The organism is Pseudotamlana agarivorans (assembly GCF_018860245.1).
GTDB classification, from domain to species: Bacteria; Bacteroidota; Bacteroidia; order Flavobacteriales; family Flavobacteriaceae; genus Pseudotamlana; species Pseudotamlana agarivorans_A.
Genome location: NZ_JAHKPD010000008.1, coordinates 454,885 through 473,332 on the forward strand (window position 1 = coordinate 454,885; position 18,448 = coordinate 473,332).

The following is an 18,448-nucleotide window of genomic DNA, read 5'->3' on the forward strand; positions in this document are numbered from 1 at the left end:
GAAAATGAAAAACACACGATATATAATCTTAACATTACTTGCAGTTTCACTTTTAGTTGTTGCATGTGGAAATAAAGAAAGTCATAAAGAAGGCGATGGTCATGAACACAATGAAGATGCAAAGCCAGAAGCTGAAGAAGCCCATAGTGATGAAGAAGAAGTGATGCTTTCACAGCAACAGTTTGACGCCTTAAAAATGAAAACTGACACCTTGGTATTGCGCAATATGAGCGGTTATGTAGAAGCGAATGGCACATTGGAAGTGCCACCACAAAACGAAGCTGCAATAACTTCTGTAGTTGGTGCTAATGTGGTATCTATAAAAGTTATTGAAGGCGATAAAGTTAAAAAAGGTCAAGTGGTTGCATATCTATCACATCCTAATATTATAAAAATGCAGACTGATTATTTGAATGCTTTTAGCAACAGTAATTTTTTAAAGAAGAACTACGAGCGTCAACAAAAATTAAATGATGCAGGAGTTGGCTCTGGTGCAAATTTTCAAAAAGCCGAAGCAGAATATGATGCCTCTAAAGCGATGGTAAACGGATTGGAAGCCCAATTGAGACTATTAAACATAAACACGTCATCAATACGAAATGGAACAATTGCTCAAAGTATATCATTAAGAAGTCCAATAGAAGGCTTTGTCCAAAAAGTTGAAGTTAAAACAGGACAATATGTTGAGCCACAAACCGAACTTTTTGAAATTGTAAACACGCATCACGTTCACGCAGATTTAATGGTGTTCGAAAAAGACGTTTATAAAGTAAAGAAAGGTCAAAAAGTGATTTTCAATTTACAGTCCAATACAGAAGAAGATCTTACAGCTGAAATCTATTCGGTAAGTAAGACTTTTGAAGATAATCCTAAAGCGCTTCACGTACACGCTGAAATTGAAAACAAAAAAGGGAATCTAATTCCAGGGATGTATATAAGAGGTAAAATTCAAGTTGAGAATAAAGAAACTAAGGCATTACCAGAAAGTGCTATTATAAAAGAGGGCGATAGGTTTTATGTTTTTTCCTCGGAAAGAGAAAATGAAGATTGGAGTTTTAAACCTATTGAAGTGCTTTTAGGGGCAAAAGATGGCGATTGGATTGCTGTTCAATTTACTGAAGAGCAAGATAAAACCATGAAATTTGCTTATAATAATGCATATTATTTAATTGCTGAAATGAAAAAGGGAGAAGCAGAACACGAACATTAATTATGGAAACAATAGAACAAGTATTAGAGTCGAGAAACATTCGTGTTACAGCAATGCGTATGTTAATTTATAAGTTTCTTGCAGAAAAAGAGGTAGCTGTTACTTTAAGTGACATAGAAAATGCGTTTGTAAAAGCAGATAGAACTACATTATACAGAACTATAAAAACTTTTGAGGAAAAAGCGATTGTGCATCAAATAGATGATGGTACTGGGATTACAAAATATGCGTTATGTGAACAAGGTTGTAATTGCGATATAAAAACTGATTTGCATTTACACTTTCATTGTAATAATTGTAATGAAACCATTTGCTTAACAGACCATAAAATACCTCAAATAAAAGTACCTGATGGTTTTGTTTCAGAAAATGTAAACTTGGTTGTAAAAGGTATATGTGATAAGTGTAGTGGGTAATAATTGCACTTCCATTGCATTGGTTTTTATAGCATTTTTGTATCATCATAATTAATATAGGAATCAATGCTTTTATTCATTTTCTTTATAATTTACTTTCTATTTGTATTTGTAATCAGGTCAATTTTATTAAAAAATAAAACAGGCATTAATCCATTGACCTTTAATAAAACTGATGATGCTCACGGTTTTAATGGAAAGGTATTTACCGTAATAACTTTTATGGAATTAGTTGTTGTTGGAATCTACGCTTTTAAGATTGAATGGTATAAATATTTACTTCCTTTTTGGTATATAGAAAATGAAATTTTATCCATAATTGGTTGGGGATTTTTAATTATTTCTCTAATCATAGTTTGGATTGCTCAATCACATATGGCTAATTCGTGGAGAATTGGAATTGATGAAAAGAATAAGACGAAACTTGTAACTAAAGGATTATTTTCATTTTCCCGTAACCCAATCTTTCTCGGAATTATGATTGCGAATATGGGATTGTTTTTGGTTATTCCAAATGCTTTTACACTATTGATAATTTCATTATCAACTATAAGTATAAATACCCAAATTAGATTAGAAGAAGCATTTTTAGAACGAGAGTTTGGTAATGATTATTTAGAGTATGTAAATAAAGTAAGGCGTTGGATATAAATATTAAATAATTAAAGTAATTATGAAAAACAAATTAGTCATCACTAGTTTACTAACGGCAATTACGGCTTCATTGTGTTGTATCACACCTGTTTTGGCTTTAATTGCAGGAACAAGTGGTGTAGCTTCAACTTTTTCTTGGATAGAACCATTTAGACCTTATTTAATAGGACTTACAATATTAGTACTTGTCTTTGCTTGGTATCAAAAACTGAAACCAGAAAAAGAAATCGATTGTGAATGTGAAACAGATGAAAAACCAAAATTTATTCAATCAAAAACCTTTCTAGGGATTATTACAGTATTCGCAATTATAATGTTGGCGTTTCCATATTACTCAAGTATTTTTTATCCAAACACAGAAAAGCAAGTCCTAGTAGTTGATAAATCAAACATCAAAATTACAGAATATAAAATAGATGGAATGACCTGTGCGAGTTGCGAAGAACACGTAAATCATGAAGTAAATAAACTCAACGGAATTATTAACTCAAATACTTCATACAAAAAGGGTAATGCAATTATTGAATTTGACAAAACTAAAACCAATAAGAGGGAAATTGAGAAAGCAATAATTTCAACTGGTTACAAAATAACTGACAAAATAGAAAACTAATGAAAATTATATTAAAATCAGTAATCACTTGCCCAAACTGTGGTCATAAAAAAGAAGAAGATATGCCAACAAATGCTTGTCAATTCTTCTATGAATGTGATAATTGCAAAACGGTAATGAAACCAAAAGAAGGAGATTGTTGTGTGTATTGCTCTTATGGTACAGTTCCTTGTCCACCAATTCAACAAAACAAAAGTTGTTGCTAAAACAAAACTTGATGAAAAAAAAGAAAGTTAATCTAAGAGATTTAAAGCCAGGTTCTGATGGACAACATAGTCACGATGATGGTCATAACCATAGCAGTCCTAAAAAAGTTTCAAATATTGAAACCTATTTACCAGCTATTTTCAGTTTCGTAATGTTGATAGTTGGAATTACTGTTGATTATTTTGAAGTATTTCCACATTTTTCTGGTTGGATTCGTATTCTTTGGTATGTTATAGCTTATATTCCAGTTGGATTTCCTGTTATAAAGGAAGGCTGGAAAAGCATTAAAAGTGGCGATTTTTTTACCGAATTCCTTTTAATGTCTATTGCTACCATAGGAGCATTCATTATTGGCGAATATCCCGAAGGTGTGGCAGTAATGCTTTTTTATGCGGTTGGAGAATTATTTCAGAGTGCAGCAGTCAATCGAGCAAAAAGTAATATTAAAGCATTGCTCGATGTACGCCCTAATGAAGCTTTAGTATATCGGAATAATGATTACATTTCTGTAAGTCCAGAGACGGTTGAAATTGGAGAAAAAGTTCAAGTCCGTGTGGGAGAAAAAATTCCTTTAGACGGTATTCTACTTTCCGAAAAGGGTTCATTTAATACAGCGGCATTGACAGGCGAAAGCAAGCCTGATACGATTGCAAAAGGCGAAAAAGTATTTGCAGGGAGTATTAATATGGATGGTGTTATAGAAATCGAAACCACAAAAGAGTTTAAGGATAGTTCAATTGCTCGAATTCTCGATATGGTACAGAATGCCACAGCGCGAAAATCAAAAACAGAATTATTCATCAGACAATTTGCTCGAATTTACACACCCATTGTTGTGTTCTTGGCTATAGGTGTTACTTTCATTCCTTACCTTTTTGTAGATGATTATGTGTTTAGAGATTGGTTGTATCGTGCCTTAATATTTTTGGTTATATCCTGTCCTTGTGCTTTGGTTATATCCATTCCATTGGGTTATTTCGGTGGTTTGGGAGCAGCTTCAAAAAATGGAATTTTGTTTAAAGGAGCTTCGTTTTTAGATGCCATGACCAAGATAAACACATTGGTAATGGATAAAACAGGAACGGTAACAAAAGGTGTCTTTAAAATCAAGGAGATTAAAGCCATAAATTGGGATGAAAAAGAGTTTATGAAATACCTTATGGCTATGGAAGAACAATCTACACATCCAATCGCTAAAGCCATTTTAGAATATAAAGATGAAGGTGCAGATTATGAGGCTTCCAAAGTATCTGAAATAGCAGGAAAAGGTTTAAAAGGTATCGTAAATGGTAAGACTGTTTTAGTTGGTAATAAAGCCCTAATGACAGCGAATGAAATTATTGTTTTAGAGGAAACCGAAACCATTGTAGAATCGATTGTTTTGGTTGCTATTGATGACAAATTTGCAGGTTATGTGGTTATTGCAGATGAATTAAAAGAAGATGCAAAAGAAACGATTATAGCATTGCATAAAGTAGGTGTCAAAAATATAATGATGCTTTCTGGAGATAAGGATTCCATTACCCAAAAAGTAGCTTCCGAATTAAATATAAAAATTGCTAAAGGCGGTTTGTTACCAGAAGATAAATTAAATGAAGTTGAAATTTTAAAACAAGACCCTAAAAATAAGATTGCTTTTATAGGCGATGGTATTAATGATGCACCAGTTTTAGCAGCAAGTGATGTTGGTATTGCAATGGGTGGTTTAGGAAGCGATGTCGCCATTGAAACAGCAGATGTTATTATTCAAACCGACCAACCTTCAAAAGTGGTAAAAGCCATTAAAATTAGTCGTTCAACCCGAAAGATTGTGTGGCAAAATATCATACTCGCATTCGGTGTTAAAGTGATTGTTCTAATTTTAGGCGCAGGTGGTTTAGCAACAATGTGGGAGGCAGTATTTGCAGATGTTGGTGTTGCATTGTTAGCAATATTGAATGCGGTTAGATTACAGCGCATGAAATGGGTTGATTAAAAGAATTGAAGCTATAAATAGTATAAGATTAATTTTTATAAATTAATCTTATACTATTGTTTAACTTGTAGAGCTAATATCTTTTTTAAATGAATTCCGAAAATATAGCTTCAATAGTTGTAGAGTATATAGAAACGCAAAACACACAATATGCCTTACTTCTTAACGGTGGTTGGGGAACAGGAAAAACATTTTTCTGGAAAGACACATTATTACCATTAATTCAACAAAAGAATCTTGATACCATCTACATATCTCTTAATGGAATAAAAACCATAGATGCGTTACAAAAACAACTTTTCTTTAAGCTTATACCGTATTTTGATAAAGCTCAAAACAAAACATTAAAAGCATTAGCAACAATTAGTGGTAATCTTATAAAATCGGCTAGTAAAGCTTTTATAAAGGTTGACCCATCTGATTTGTTTCAAGGTATTGGTGTAGATAATTTTGATTTCTCAAAGAAATTTATCTGTTTCGATGATTTAGAACGCTGTAGAATACCAATGAAAGAATTGCTAGGTTTTATAAATGGTTTTGTAGAACACAAAAATCTTAAGTGCTTAATTCTAGCTGATGAGGACAAGATTTTTGAGACAGATGAAAATCAAAAAACAAATTACTACAGCATTAAAGAAAAAGTTATAGGACGAGTCTTAAATTATAAGCCAGAACTTAAAAGTGTAATCCCGCAACTTTTTAATAAGTATGAAAACGATAAAGCTTTTTTATCGTTTTTGAAAAAGAATGAAAACTACATATTCCGAATATTTGATGAGCAGAAAGAAGATAATATAAGGATTATTTCATTCTTCCTAGATAGCCTTCAAAATGTTTTAAAATGTGTTATTGATATTGAAGATGAATTAAAAAAAGAATTACTGTTCTTAACTGCTATTCTTTCTATTGAATTTAAAAGAGGCTTTTTAAAATCCAATGAATCCCATGACTACAAAGGATTAGGTAACACTACTTATTTCTGGTATCAAGAAGTAGAATCAGATAGACTAAGAGTTAATATTCTAGGCAAGAAAGAAGAGCCTGAAAAGGAAAAAACTTATGCCGAAACATTTTATCTAAAGTATGTAAGTAACAGATTAGAAGATTATCATTTCTATGAGAGTGCTTACACTTACGTGCTATCAGGTTATTTAAATGTTGATAAGCTTTCTAAAGAATTAGAAAAAAGAAAACCAGAACAACCGACAAAGGAACAAGAGGCTTTTAGTAATCTTATGAGTTATAATTTTAGGAAATTTACAGACGATGAGTTTGCAACCTATACCGCAGATGTATTAAAGTATTTAGAAGAAGGTGCTTATAGTATGTATTCTTATGAGCAATTATCTGGCTTCTATCATTTCTTTGCAGAAAAAGGTCTAATAGACTATACAAATGATGAAATAGAAAAAAAGCTATTCACAGGTATTCAAATTGCTTCAAAAAAAAATGAAATAGACCGTAGGTTTTACGATAATATGATTCATTTTGAAGTAAGCAATCCAATTGTACAGCCTATAAGGGATAAGATTATAGAACTTCATACTGCACTTAATAAAGAGTTAGTAAAAGAGGAAAGTAATCAACTTATTGAAGTACTTACAAAGGAGGAATACGAAAAACTAGACGAGCTTTTTAAAGATAAAAAATTCAACAAAGATTTCATAGCATATTTAGACGGTCAGGTACTATTTCAAGCTTTAAATAAAAATACAAATCAGTTTTTAACATTATTTAGAAACGAAATTAAAGAAAGGTATAAGCATACTAATGTTAAGATGTTCTATCCTGATGATTATGAATGTTTATACCAATTGCATCTAGCTATTCAAAAGCATTTAAATGAAAATGAAATTCCAACTCTAAGGAAGTTTTTATGGGAGGAGTTAGAAACTTTGCTAGATAATACATGTGAAGCATTAAAAAAAGATGATGCCGAGTTAGGTACTGCATTTAAAAGTTAACAAGCCATTCAGCACATTTCCCTACATTTCGTTGCTCTACATTCCAAGAAAAGAGCTTCACTAACAGAGATCTTGGACACAATTCCAAAGTTTTAGATTTCCACTTCGCTTAATCCTGCCTAATCCCAAAACTTTGGGAGCAGGAACACTACATTCCCAATATAAAATTTTGAAATAGCGTCCGCTTAAAAGAGGGAGAGATATCTATATCAATATCGGTACAAAGATAAACTCGCAAAATATTATCATCAAAAGACTACGGCATAAAGCCAACGCCTCGTCCACAACTCATTTATTCCGTTTCCTTTTGAGCAGAAATTTTGTCTTCCGTTTGGGTTCTGCAAAAATATTGTTTAATCTAAAATTTAAGTATTATGACAACAAAAGCAAGTACTGTAAGCAAAAACGGAGAGGCAACAGCCACCGTTAAAAATGAAGTCAAGAAGAAATTGACACAAAGCGCCAATGGACTTCAAGTTCAAGAGCTAAGTATCGGCAGGATTATTCCAGACTCGATGCAACCAAGAAAGTCCTTTAACGAGGAAGCTCTTAAGCAATTGTCTGAAAGCATCGAAGAGCATGGTGTTCTGCAACCTATAACAGTCCGAAAATCTGGAAAAGATTACATCATCGTAATGGGCGAGCGTAGGTATCGCGCAAGCAAATTGGCAAAGAGGAAGACAATTCCGAGTATCGTAAGGGAATATGCTAATAATGATGTTCTGGAAATTCAAATTATCGAAAATCTGCAAAGACAAGATGTTGAGCCAACCGAAGAAGCTGAAGCAATCGCGTACCTAAGCGACAAATATGCACCAACAGAGATATCAAAACGGTTGGGAAGAACTGAAAACTTTGTAAGGCAACGTTTAAAATTAGCAGGTCTAATTGAAGGTTTTAAAACATTTGTTCGTAATGGCGAAATGACTATTTCATTAGGAGTAGGTGTTGCACTTTTCGAGCCAGAAGAACAGCAAATGATGCTGGAAACAATGGGCGAAAATTTTAGCATCCATCAAATTAATCAGATGATTAAAAACAAGACCTATGATTTAGAGAAAGCACCTTTTGATGTAGTCGATAAAAAATTGATTACCAAAGTTGGTGCCTGTACAACATGTCCGTTCAACGCAATGAATCAAGGTAATTTGTTTGGCGATGGTAAAATGGTGTGTACAAAATCAGCTTGTTATGAAACGAAAAAAAGTAAGTCGTTCTTGAACTTGATTGAGAAATCGAAGAAAGAGAATGTGCTATTGATTCCTGAAATTCGCAAGTATTGGGCTGATGATGACAATAATCAGCTCATTTTATCACAATTGGAAAAAAAAGGATTGAAAGTCTATCTTCTGGATGATGTTGAAATAATTGAAGAGCCGATTGAGCCTACAATAGAATCAATTCGGACTGAATACCAACATTACGACTATTCTGAAGATGAGCTGAAAACTGAACTTGAAGAAGCGATTGAGAATTACAAGGAAGAGTTGAAAACATACAATTCTGCAAAGGAAAATGGATTTGTAAATGGCATCATGTTTCATCCAAAAACGTATGTACACAAAGTAGTTTTTGTGAAGATAAAAGAAGATTCAAAAACTGAAAATTCTACATATTCTGAACCAATGGCCAATAGAAAAATGGCGGATTGTACACCTGAAGAACAAATTGTAAAAATCAACGAAAGAGAAATTCGTAAAAGACACATTGAGCATAACAAGCAGTTTGAGGATATGGTTCAGATGATTCGCCAAACCGATTATATTGAAAAGAAGAAAGCACTTTCAACAGATGAAATGGTGGCTTTCTCATTAACCTTATTTGAAAATAATGTGGATTATGTAGGTCGACAAAAGCACTTTTCAAAATTATTGGGCAATACCTCAAAGATGTCTGATGTGGAAACTGTCGAGAATTTCAAAAAGAATTTCAAAAAGGAAAAATTCTATAAGTTGATTCGGTATATCCTTACCAAACAAGTGAATTTTGGCGAAAGTAATCACGTTAATAACTTGACGAACATTTCATTCTACAATGCGATGCAAGGCTATTACAAAACCAAAATTGCCAATATTGAAAAGGAATACGCAGAAGAGAGAAACAAGCGTGAAGAACGTTTGAAAGAGAGAATAGGAAATCTTGAAAAGAAAATTCAGGAATTAAACGATTAGCTTTTGTTGTTGGAAGTAAGGGTCAGCATTCGTGCTGGCTCTTATTTTTTTTATATAATATTCATGAAAATGGGTAAGTAGAAAGTATTCAATCAATATCAGCGCAAAGGTAAACTCGTAAAATACACCCATCAAAAGACTACGGCATAAAGCCTACGCATCATCCAACGCTTATTTATTCCGTTTCCTTTTGAGCTGTGATTTTAGCTTCCGTTTAGGTATTGCTCAAATATTGTTTAATCAAAAAATCTTAGAATTATGAAACACGTATCCGAAAAACCCAACATGTCATTACAAGAAGTAGGAGAGCATTATCGAGTAAGTAGTGAAAAATACGATGTCGATAGTGGAGAAAGTCATTTAGCTTATTACAGAGACAAGCATCCTGCGAATTATCAAGTACTATTAGATAGCGTTTAACCTGCCTGTCGGCAGACAGGTTTAAAATCTCATATCATGGAAAATTTAAAAGTAGTTCAGTTTGATTTCGGTTTTGAATGTAAGCCGATATTAGCAAAAGAAAAAGTAGTAAAACCAACTAAAAAGGACAAGAGTGATTTCGTTTTCGATTTTATGGATTGCCTTTCTAGTCCAATCATAGTTTTTAAATCCGCATGGCAAGACACCATACCAAAAGACATACTTGGTAGAATAAAACTATCAAGAATCATTTGCTCGATGACAAAAGAGAAAATGGCATCGCTTACAGAGACTTTAGCTTACATAATGCCCAGAACATATGAAGCACCTATGCAAAGAGAATGGGCAAATATTTACACATGGTTAGGACTTCAATATGCAATGCAGAACAAAAGTAAAGACCAACTAGAAGCTATGATTGAAATAGCACCAAAAGAGCTTTCAGATTATGAAAAAGGACTCTTAAAAAACTTGAGACTATGGATTTATGATAAACGAAGAAAAGCTCTAAAAGACATTTTGAAAAAGAATAAAGTGTCAAAAGAAGATGGTATTCTAGATATTCAAGAGAAACTATTTTAAAAATAAATATTCAATTTACGAGGGGAATTTATTTTACTATCCCATTCAGCACATTTCCTTCCATTCCGTAAAAACTACATTCCAGAAAAAGAGCTTCATTATCAAAGTCTTGGACCTAATCCACACTTTTGACTTTCCATTACGTTAACCCTTTCCGCTTCTCTGGAAAGGAACACTACATTCCAAGTAAAAAGCGTGAATCAAGTCCGCCAAATAAGGAAAAATGTATTTGCATTTTGTTCCACTTCCTATGATTTTGTATTTCACAAAGACTTTAGAATCACTTCCGTAATCCAACACCGTCATACCTTTTTTTGACAGCAAAATAACAACATTCAGCTTTGAACGACAGCATAACCAGGCTCGTGCCTCGCACTTTTTATATGTCTAAACAAAGCTGAATATCGAAAGCACTAAGCAACAAAAAGAAGGTAACAGCGTCGGCTCTATGGGAAGTAAATCTAAAATGAATCTTATGAAATCTTACAAAATCAATAAAAAGGAAGCGGAACAAAAGTTAAAAAAACAAAAAAAGGAAAACGCTCTGGATATAATAAGTAAATCAATAACAAAGCCTTTCTGAATGGTTCAGATAGGTCAATATTAATCTTTAAATTTTTTAATTATGAGTACTCTAAGAAACAAAGTACAGTTAATTGGCAACGTAGGGAACGAGCCAGAAATCACAAACCTTGAAAGCGGAAAGAAAGTTGCAAAATTTTCAATCGCAACCAATGAATCTTACAAAGATTCTAATGGAGAAAAAGTGACAAACACCCAATGGCACAATATTGTAGCATGGGGAAAAATTGCCGAAATCGTAGAAAAGTATGTAGGCAAGGGAAAAGAAGTAGCACTAGAGGGAAAATTGACTTCACGCTCTTATGAAACCAAAGAGGGAGAAAAAAGATACGTTACCGAAGTGGTCGTAGATGAAATCTTGCTTTTAGGAATTAAAGGCGATAACGCTACGGAATAATTGAAAATTAAAAGAGAGCGTTCCTGTGGAAAGATGCGCTCTCTTTTTCATTATTAATCTTATTAAATAGAATTACAATGAATGATAAAGTTAACAAAATAAAAGCCGATTTGCAACATTTTTGTGGTACAGAAATGTTCTTTAAAATTCCATTAATTGGAACTCGTTTTACTGACGGATTGAAATATTTAGCCAACGAAGCGGAATGCTTTTGGTTGATTACGGATGCATCGGTAATTGCAAAAAGTTTATCAAATAGAAGTTCTTTTATTACCATCGATTTTAAGCGACTTTCTGAAAAGGAACAGTTTGAAAAGCAATGCGAAGCCATCATTAATTATAGTGATGGAAATGATAAAATTTTTGAAACGCATAGATATAATGTAACCGATTTTCCTTTGGATGAATTGCGATTGTTTTTTGTAAATAATACGCTGATGCTTCCAAGTGAATATTAAATTTTTGAGATATGATTTATATTAAATTTCAAGATTTGAGTTCGGAAAAGCAAGAGGAACTTTTACAAGTTTCAAGAGAACACGTTACATATCTTTATGGAGATTCCATTAAAAAGTATGTTGACGAAACCGGCGCAGATTATGATAGCCTGATAGACGAAGAAATGATTAAAAATTTATACACTTATAGTTATGTTTTTAACATTTAGAAGATTTATAATTGAATTATTAACCCAGGACCTCTAATTATTTAGAGGTCTTTTTTTGTCATGTTATTTTATATTCTGCAACAAAAAGAGCCATTCCTTAAAGATACTTTTAAACTTCAAGAATAACACTCTTAAAAAATTGAATTACAATTAGCAATCGTTAAAAAGCCATTACATTTTTGGATGAAATGGTATTTTTTTTGTCCAGCGAGCTGGACGAAAAGGAATAGCAAGAGGGTAACGGGCTGCGCCGCGTTACTTATTCTATTTTCATTTTAATCTATTGATTTTTAAGCACTTAAAAATAAAGTAGATATAAAAAATCCATCGATTTGCGTCAAATGGTCTTGAAACACCAGTAAACAGGGATGGATTTACGTCAAATCTTTAAAAAAGCGAAAGAAAATGGACTCATTCATCACTATCAGGTTCAAACGGAAAACTGCAAAAAGGTTTCAGGAATTTTCCAAAAAGCACTTCAAGACGCACACCGAAGCGATGGAAAACATCCTTGATTTTTTCCTCTATAATGAGATATCCCCAAAGGAAAAATTGGGACCAACTGGACGTACTATCGAAGCCAAGTTACTCAAAAGAATAAATGCAGTTATCGCCATAATGCGAGACGTGGAAAAGACCCAAACCAAACCTACGGTTGCAATGTTGCAATCCCTTTTTGTAATGGACGAACCCAAAAAAAAGCCGCTCATTTTGGAAAAAAAATATGTTGAGGAAAAGAAGGAAGTACGCTTTCGCGAAATCGAGTCTGCGAGATTCACGACCAAAGGGAGAGCGAAGCGGTAAAAGCGAAACACCAACAATGAACTTTAAAAATTTAGCTTATGTACATCACAATCACACCTCAAAAAATGGGCGGTAACTTTTCCAAAAGTTCAGCAGATTTTGTTGGCTATTTAGAGAAGGAAAACCAAGGATTGGAACAACACGAAATGGAACATTTTTTCAATCCATATGGCGATGAAATTTCCGCTGAAGAAGTAGTCAAAGAAATAGATGGGAATACCGCAAAATTGGAAAAACACGAACCAAGATTCTATTCAATTACCGTGAGTCCTTCAAAATATGAATTGCGAAAACTTCAGAACAGTAGCGAAGATTTAAAAAGATATACTCGCGAGCTGATGAAAGATTATGTGGCTTCATTTAATAGAGAAATTAAAGGGCGACCTGTCATTATCGACGACATAAAATATTATGCGAAAGTCGAACACCAACGCACATTTAAGGGGACGGATTTTCAGGTAAAAAAGAACCAACCTTTTGCCACAAAAATACTTCAGCTAAAAACTGAAATTAGAAATATTCAAGAAGGACGAGCTGAAGGGAATATCAAAAAGATGAAAAAGGAAATCGCCAAACTGGAACGGCAAGCACCACATCAACAAAACGGAAAACGAATTGTCCAGGGAATGGCGAAAGATGGAAACCAAAGTCACATCCACATCATAGTGAGCCGAAAGGATGCATCAAACCGATTCAGTTTGTCACCCGGAAGCAAATACAAAGCTTCCGATGTGAAGTTGAATGGGGAAACCGTAAAACGAGGTTTTGACCGAGACAAATTTTTTGAAAGAGCAGAAAAGTCCTTCGATAAGAATTTTGGGTACAAACGCAATTTTGCCGAGACTTACAAAGCACGAAAAGATTTTGTAAAAAATCCCAATCTCTATTTCGCAGCCTTGATGAAATTACCAGCAAATGAAAAGGCATTGGCTTTCAAAATGATTACAAAAACGGGATTGCCGATAGTGCCAAGTATTCCAGTTAGTCAAACACAAATCGCACTTCGGATTTTCAAACGGTTAAGACGTGGTGCAGAAATAGCAATTAAATCAAGTTCCATCGGAATATAAGTAGTATGCAGATAGATAATATCATAACGACACTTTCAATTATTGGTTTTACCATTACTGTTTTCTATGCGATGTTTCGGGTAAGTAAGTATGCGTTTCTTTTGAATATCGCAATACTGTCATTTCTCGTATTCTATGTTGCTGCTGGAAATGAATTAACATTCATTTTGTTGTATCTAGTTTGTCCGCTACTATTAATTAATACAGGACTATACGTTTTTCTGCATAAAACAGAAAGCTCGCAAAACGGAGATAGTAAATACCAAGTCAACTTTGCGACCACCAAAGGAAATTTCAAATTAGATAATATTAAACGTGGCGCATCCGTCATCGGATCCGCTGGAAGCGGAAAAACCGAAAGTGTCGTTTACGGATTTCTTAAACACTTCCAAAAAGAAGGCTTTTGCGGAATCATTCACGATTACAAAGATTTTGAATTGACCGAAATGGCATATCCACTTTTCAAGGATAGCGATATTCCGTTTAAGGTCATTTCCTTCGATAAAATCATCCATAGGGTAAATCCTATTGCGCCACGTTATTTAGAGAACGAGGAAAGCGTTAATGAGGTTTCAAGGGTCTTAATCGAAAATCTATTAGAACAAAGAGAAAGCGGAACTACGGGAACAACAAAATTCTTTAACGATGCTGCGGAAGGTTTGATTGGTGGATTGATTTGGAAATTAAAAACGGAATATCCAAAATACTGTACGTTACCCCATTTGATAGCTGTTTATCAATTTCTTGATACAAAAAGCCTAATCCAGTTTCTGGAAACCAACACCACCTCAAGGGCGATGGCAGATGCTTTTATTAGTGGCAAAGATTCTGAAAGACAAACCGCAGGTGTAAAAAGCACCTTGGCCAATGCGCTCAAACGAATTAGTACACAACGTATTTTTATGGCACTATCCGCAGATGAAGTGCCATTAAACATCAATAGCGAGGAAAATCCTATTATAATTTCGATAGTCAACAACCCAAAATTTGAAACTTCTTATTCGCCAGTAATTGCTACAATAATTCACACTATTACCAAGCAAATGAGCGTGAGAAACTCAAAACCATCATTTCTATTAATGGAAGAAGCACCTACAATTCGTTTATTGAATATGCACCGCATTCCGGCAACATTACGTAGTTATAACATCTCAACCATTTACGTGATGCAGGATAAAATACAGAACGATATGATGTATGGGGATAAAGCAAGTAAGGCGATTTTGAGCAACCTATCCTATCAGTTTTTCGGAAAGGTCAATGACCCGGACACCGCAAAATATTACGAACGCTTTTTTGAAATTATTAAAGACCCAACCAAGAGTATCAGTCGAGGACATAACCTTGATTTTGATACTCGCATTACTACGGGCGAAAAGGAAATCCCAAAGATTCGGGCGGACTTATTTTTTAGGTTGAAACAGGGCGAGTTTATCACTTATGCCGATGGTAGGGATAAGAAGGTACAATTCAAATTGGCTAATATCCAAAGAGAGTTACCAAAGGAATCGAAGCAGTTTTCTAAGGTTGATTTGGCGGAAAACTTCGAGCGGGTTTATGAGGAGGCGAAGTCAATATTCAAATAGAAGGACTTACACTTTAAAACCAACATAAAATCTAAATGATAATTTTAATACTCATTTAGTGAGTATATTGAAAATGTTCTTTACTTTAGTGAACGGAATTAAAAAAAATCGAAATGAACCGAATAAAAGAGGTTTTAGAACAAAAAGGAATAAAACAAATCTGGTTGGCTGAACAGTTAGAAAAGAGTTACAATATGGTTCACTCTTACGTTCAAAACAAAAGACAACCGAGTTTAGACGACTTATACAAAATTGCTGAAATACTTAATGTTGACATCAAAGAATTGTTAGTTTCTAATAAACCTGAATAGAAAAAAGTAAATGAAATCAACCGAAATAAAAACTAACGTTCAAAACGTAATAGATAAATTCTCAAAAGAGGAATTTATCTATGATTTGTTGATTGCATACGGAATCTCAAAAACCTCTGTAACTCGACTTAAAAAAGGCGATTATAATTTTGCCAAAGCAGATGGCGAAATTTTATACAAAAAGAAAATATTCTTTAAGGTAGAATCTACTGATAAACTATTGAGTAGCATTGAAGAAATTTCTAAAGATGAACGCATTTTAAAACACAAACCAAGATTTGCAATTCTTACTGACTATAAGCAAATAGTTGCTAAAGACTTACTTAAAAGTAGAAATTTAGACATTAAATTAAAAGAACTACCCAACTATTTCGATTTCTTTTTGCCATTAGCTGGAAGTGAAATTTATAATGCCAAAAATGATGATGAAGCTGATAGAAATGCTTCATACAAAATGGCAGATTTATACGATTTGCTTATAGAAGAAAATCCACAGATTTATAACTCAAAAGCAAGTATTCATCATCTTAATATTTTTCTATCTCGCTTATTATTTTGTTTTTTTTCAGAAGACACAGAGATATTTGAGGAAAACATTTTTACAAATACGTTAGCTCAACATACATCAGAAAACGGAAAAGACACACATACTTTTTTAGATAATTTATTCGACAGATTAAACGATAAAAAGGCAGATAAGTATCCAGATTATTTAGCAAAGTTCCCTTATGTAAATGGAGGATTATTTAATGACAGCATAAGTTCACCTGTATTTACAACAAAGGCAAGAAAAACATTAATCGACCTTGGAGAATTACAATGGAAAGACATTAATCCAGATATTTTTGGATCAATGATTCAAGCTGTTGTAATTCCAGAATATCGTAGTGATTTAGGAATGCATTACACTTCAGTAGAAAACATTCTGAAATTAATTAAACCGCTGTTTTTAGATGAACTATACGAAGCATTTGAAAATGCTACAACAGTTAACCAATTAAGAACAGTAATAAATAGACTTTCTAAAATTAAGTTTTTTGACCCAGCTTGTGGAAGCGGAAATTTCTTGATTATTACTTACAAAGAAATTCGTTTATTGGAAATTAAAATTTTAGAAAAAATTATTGATATAAATACAAGTAGCCCATATACTTCTGCAACTTCTTCTACTCTTGGTTTTTCTTATGATGAACTTGCCAACACTAAAAACCCTGCGCAAAACAATTTAACCTTTAGCCAGACCGAAATATTCTTTACCCAAATACAACTATCGCAATTTTACGGAATTGAAATTGACGATTTTGCTCACGAAATGGCAATACTTTCACTTTGGTTAGCAGAACACCAAATGAACAAGATTTTTGAAGAAACATTGTTTGACTTTGGTAAATCAAACCCAATACTTCCATTAAAAGAAGCTGGACAAATTACACACGATAATGCAACAAGAGTAGATTGGAATAAAGCCTGCCCATTAACAAAAAATGATGAAGTTTATATCATTGGAAATCCGCCATATTTAGGAAGTCGTAATCAGGATAAGAACCAAAAAGAAGACCTTGATATTTCAATCTATATGATAAAATCATATAGAAAACTCGATTATATATCGATTTGGTTTTATAAAAGTGCTAAATATATACAAGGCTATGAAAAGACTAAATCAGCTTTTGTTTCAACAAATTCTATTTGTCAAGGAGAGCAAGTTGGAATTCTCTGGAGGTCAATTTTTGAAATGGGAATTGAGTTTGACTTTGCATATACAGATTTCAAATGGACAAATAATGCCAAAGGCAAGGCAGGTGTTACTGTTGTAATTATCGGTTTAAGAAATATTAGTAAAAAAACAAAGTACTTAATTACAGATGGAATCATTACAAAAACCCAGAATATTTCTTCCAATTTGGAAAACGGCACAACAAAAACTGTTCAAAAACAAACTAAACCGTTGAGTAAATTCCCTTATATGAGAAGAGGAAATATGCCCAATGATAAAAAGTTTTTAAGAATATCAAAGGAAGAAAAAGAGCAACTGCTAACTAAATACCCTGTAATTGATAAAATAATTAAAAAGCAAGTTGGTTCAGATGAATTCATAAACAATCTGGAAAAATATTGTTATTGGATTAGTGATGAAAATCTTTCTTATGCTTTGACAATTCCAGAGGTTAAGCTAGCCATAGATAATTGTTATAATTATAGAATTAATAGCAAGGATAAAACATTGCACGCCCAAGCTTTAAGGTCTCATCAATTCAGAGAGTTTTTTGAATGTAATGACAATACTTTACTAATACCAATTGTTTCGTCCGTAAATAGAGAATATATACCAATAGGGTTTGTGGATAGATACACAATAATTCCAAATTCTGCACAAGTTATTTATGATGCTAACAGCTTGATTTTTGGAATTTTGACATCCAAAATGCACAATGTATGGGTAAAATTTACTGCAGGAAAAATGAGAACTGATTATAGGTACTCTATTTTTCTTTGCTACAACACATTTCCATTTCCAGAAATCAGCAATAAACAGAAGCTAAACTTAAACGAATACGTTTTCGCCATTTTAGACGAAAGAGCAAAACATCCTAGTAAAACAATGGCACAAATGTACAATCCAGATACTATGCCAAAGGGTTTGCTAAAAGCTCATCGAGAATTAGATACTGCAATAGAACAATGTTATCGTTTACAACCTTTTAAAAACGATACAGAGCGTTTAGAATATTTATTTAAACAGTATGAAGAAATGATAAAAAAAGACACGCTTTTTGCAAAGCAAAAGAAAACAAGAAAGAAGAAAGCCAAAAAATAAA

Annotated in this window: 18 protein-coding genes; all 18 read left to right on the forward strand. The window is 33.2% G+C overall.

The window, feature by feature from the left end; all coding sequences use genetic code 11:
* Positions 1 to 4: 4 nt before the first annotated feature.
* Positions 5 to 1,210, forward strand: a complete 1,206-nt coding sequence (locus KO493_RS04670; protein ID WP_216066774.1) for an efflux RND transporter periplasmic adaptor subunit — start codon at positions 5 to 7, stop codon at positions 1,208 to 1,210.
* 2 nt (positions 1,211 to 1,212) lie between these two features.
* Complete coding sequence (locus KO493_RS04675; protein WP_216066775.1) at positions 1,213 to 1,626, forward strand: Fur family transcriptional regulator; 414 nt, start codon at positions 1,213 to 1,215, stop codon at positions 1,624 to 1,626.
* Between the two features lie 66 nt (positions 1,627 to 1,692).
* On the forward strand, positions 1,693 to 2,277 hold the full coding sequence (locus tag KO493_RS04680) for a methyltransferase family protein (protein ID WP_216066776.1): 585 nt from the start codon (positions 1,693 to 1,695) through the stop codon (positions 2,275 to 2,277).
* A gap of 22 nt (positions 2,278 to 2,299) precedes the next feature.
* Positions 2,300 to 2,893, forward strand: coding sequence for a mercuric transport protein MerTP (gene merTP, locus KO493_RS04685; RefSeq protein WP_216066777.1), 594 nt, complete (start codon positions 2,300 to 2,302; stop codon positions 2,891 to 2,893).
* Positions 2,893 to 3,099 carry a GDCCVxC domain-containing (seleno)protein gene (locus KO493_RS04690; protein ID WP_034043606.1) on the forward strand — a complete coding sequence of 69 codons (207 nt, stop codon included), beginning with the start codon at positions 2,893 to 2,895 and terminating at the stop codon, positions 3,097 to 3,099. The genes merTP and KO493_RS04690 overlap by 1 nt, the downstream gene beginning before the upstream one ends.
* Before the next feature lie 11 nt (positions 3,100 to 3,110).
* Positions 3,111 to 5,075: a heavy metal translocating P-type ATPase gene (locus tag KO493_RS04695; protein ID WP_216066778.1), complete on the forward strand. Its 1,965-nt coding sequence runs from the start codon at positions 3,111 to 3,113 to the stop codon at positions 5,073 to 5,075.
* Positions 5,076 to 5,164: 89 nt separating this feature from the next.
* Positions 5,165 to 7,039, forward strand: coding sequence for a P-loop NTPase fold protein (locus KO493_RS04700; protein WP_216066779.1), 1,875 nt, complete (start codon positions 5,165 to 5,167; stop codon positions 7,037 to 7,039).
* A gap of 374 nt (positions 7,040 to 7,413) precedes the next feature.
* Positions 7,414 to 9,210: a ParB/RepB/Spo0J family partition protein gene (locus KO493_RS04705; RefSeq protein WP_216066780.1), complete on the forward strand. Its 1,797-nt coding sequence runs from the start codon at positions 7,414 to 7,416 to the stop codon at positions 9,208 to 9,210.
* A gap of 258 nt (positions 9,211 to 9,468) precedes the next feature.
* Positions 9,469 to 9,630 (forward strand): hypothetical protein, encoded by a 162-nt coding sequence (locus KO493_RS04710; RefSeq protein ID WP_216066781.1) that lies wholly within the window; start codon positions 9,469 to 9,471, stop codon positions 9,628 to 9,630.
* Between the two features lie 36 nt (positions 9,631 to 9,666).
* A complete protein-coding gene (locus tag KO493_RS04715) occupies positions 9,667 to 10,212 on the forward strand; it encodes a hypothetical protein (protein ID WP_216066782.1) in 546 nt (181 codons plus the stop codon).
* Positions 10,213 to 10,837: 625 nt separating this feature from the next.
* Positions 10,838 to 11,191: a single-stranded DNA-binding protein gene (locus KO493_RS04720; RefSeq protein WP_055436643.1), complete on the forward strand. Its 354-nt coding sequence runs from the start codon at positions 10,838 to 10,840 to the stop codon at positions 11,189 to 11,191.
* A gap of 77 nt (positions 11,192 to 11,268) precedes the next feature.
* Positions 11,269 to 11,649: a DUF6876 family protein gene (locus KO493_RS04725; RefSeq protein ID WP_216066783.1), complete on the forward strand. Its 381-nt coding sequence runs from the start codon at positions 11,269 to 11,271 to the stop codon at positions 11,647 to 11,649.
* 11 nt (positions 11,650 to 11,660) lie between these two features.
* The gene (locus KO493_RS04730; RefSeq protein WP_034043620.1) at positions 11,661 to 11,858 is read left to right on the forward strand and encodes a hypothetical protein; all 198 of its coding nucleotides are present in this window, start codon (positions 11,661 to 11,663) and stop codon (positions 11,856 to 11,858) included.
* 405 nt (positions 11,859 to 12,263) lie between these two features.
* Positions 12,264 to 12,662 (forward strand): BfmA/BtgA family mobilization protein, encoded by a 399-nt coding sequence (locus KO493_RS04735; RefSeq protein WP_216066784.1) that lies wholly within the window; start codon positions 12,264 to 12,266, stop codon positions 12,660 to 12,662.
* A 38-nt stretch (positions 12,663 to 12,700) separates the two neighbouring features.
* On the forward strand, positions 12,701 to 13,732 hold the full coding sequence (gene mobB / locus KO493_RS04740) for a MobB family relaxase (RefSeq protein WP_216066785.1): 1,032 nt from the start codon (positions 12,701 to 12,703) through the stop codon (positions 13,730 to 13,732).
* A 5-nt stretch (positions 13,733 to 13,737) separates the two neighbouring features.
* Positions 13,738 to 15,318, forward strand: coding sequence for a type IV secretory system conjugative DNA transfer family protein (locus tag KO493_RS04745; RefSeq protein ID WP_216066786.1), 1,581 nt, complete (start codon positions 13,738 to 13,740; stop codon positions 15,316 to 15,318).
* Between the two features lie 113 nt (positions 15,319 to 15,431).
* Positions 15,432 to 15,629: a helix-turn-helix domain-containing protein gene (locus KO493_RS04750; protein ID WP_216066787.1), complete on the forward strand. Its 198-nt coding sequence runs from the start codon at positions 15,432 to 15,434 to the stop codon at positions 15,627 to 15,629.
* A 10-nt stretch (positions 15,630 to 15,639) separates the two neighbouring features.
* Positions 15,640 to 18,447, forward strand: a complete 2,808-nt coding sequence (locus KO493_RS04755; protein WP_216066788.1) for a class I SAM-dependent DNA methyltransferase — start codon at positions 15,640 to 15,642, stop codon at positions 18,445 to 18,447.
* The last annotated feature ends 1 nt before the right edge of the window (position 18,448 follow it).

Coding starts and splice junctions, on each gene's coding strand:
- KO493_RS04745 (WP_216066786.1), top strand. CDS start 13,738: ATGCAGATAGATAATATCATAACGACACTTTCAATTATTGGTTTTACC.
- KO493_RS04750 (WP_216066787.1), top strand. CDS start 15,432: ATGAACCGAATAAAAGAGGTTTTAGAACAAAAAGGAATAAAACAAATC.
- KO493_RS04670 (WP_216066774.1), top strand. CDS start 5: ATGAAAAACACACGATATATAATCTTAACATTACTTGCAGTTTCACTT.
- KO493_RS04700 (WP_216066779.1), top strand. CDS start 5,165: ATGAATTCCGAAAATATAGCTTCAATAGTTGTAGAGTATATAGAAACG.
- KO493_RS04695 (WP_216066778.1), top strand. CDS start 3,111: ATGAAAAAAAAGAAAGTTAATCTAAGAGATTTAAAGCCAGGTTCTGAT.
- KO493_RS04730 (WP_034043620.1), top strand. CDS start 11,661: ATGATTTATATTAAATTTCAAGATTTGAGTTCGGAAAAGCAAGAGGAA.
- mobB (WP_216066785.1), top strand. CDS start 12,701: ATGTACATCACAATCACACCTCAAAAAATGGGCGGTAACTTTTCCAAA.
- KO493_RS04725 (WP_216066783.1), top strand. CDS start 11,269: ATGAATGATAAAGTTAACAAAATAAAAGCCGATTTGCAACATTTTTGT.
- KO493_RS04710 (WP_216066781.1), top strand. CDS start 9,469: ATGAAACACGTATCCGAAAAACCCAACATGTCATTACAAGAAGTAGGA.
- KO493_RS04690 (WP_034043606.1), top strand. CDS start 2,893: ATGAAAATTATATTAAAATCAGTAATCACTTGCCCAAACTGTGGTCAT.
- KO493_RS04735 (WP_216066784.1), top strand. CDS start 12,264: ATGGACTCATTCATCACTATCAGGTTCAAACGGAAAACTGCAAAAAGG.
- KO493_RS04720 (WP_055436643.1), top strand. CDS start 10,838: ATGAGTACTCTAAGAAACAAAGTACAGTTAATTGGCAACGTAGGGAAC.
- KO493_RS04705 (WP_216066780.1), top strand. CDS start 7,414: ATGACAACAAAAGCAAGTACTGTAAGCAAAAACGGAGAGGCAACAGCC.
- KO493_RS04675 (WP_216066775.1), top strand. CDS start 1,213: ATGGAAACAATAGAACAAGTATTAGAGTCGAGAAACATTCGTGTTACA.
- KO493_RS04715 (WP_216066782.1), top strand. CDS start 9,667: ATGGAAAATTTAAAAGTAGTTCAGTTTGATTTCGGTTTTGAATGTAAG.
- KO493_RS04680 (WP_216066776.1), top strand. CDS start 1,693: ATGCTTTTATTCATTTTCTTTATAATTTACTTTCTATTTGTATTTGTA.
- KO493_RS04755 (WP_216066788.1), top strand. CDS start 15,640: ATGAAATCAACCGAAATAAAAACTAACGTTCAAAACGTAATAGATAAA.
- merTP (WP_216066777.1), top strand. CDS start 2,300: ATGAAAAACAAATTAGTCATCACTAGTTTACTAACGGCAATTACGGCT.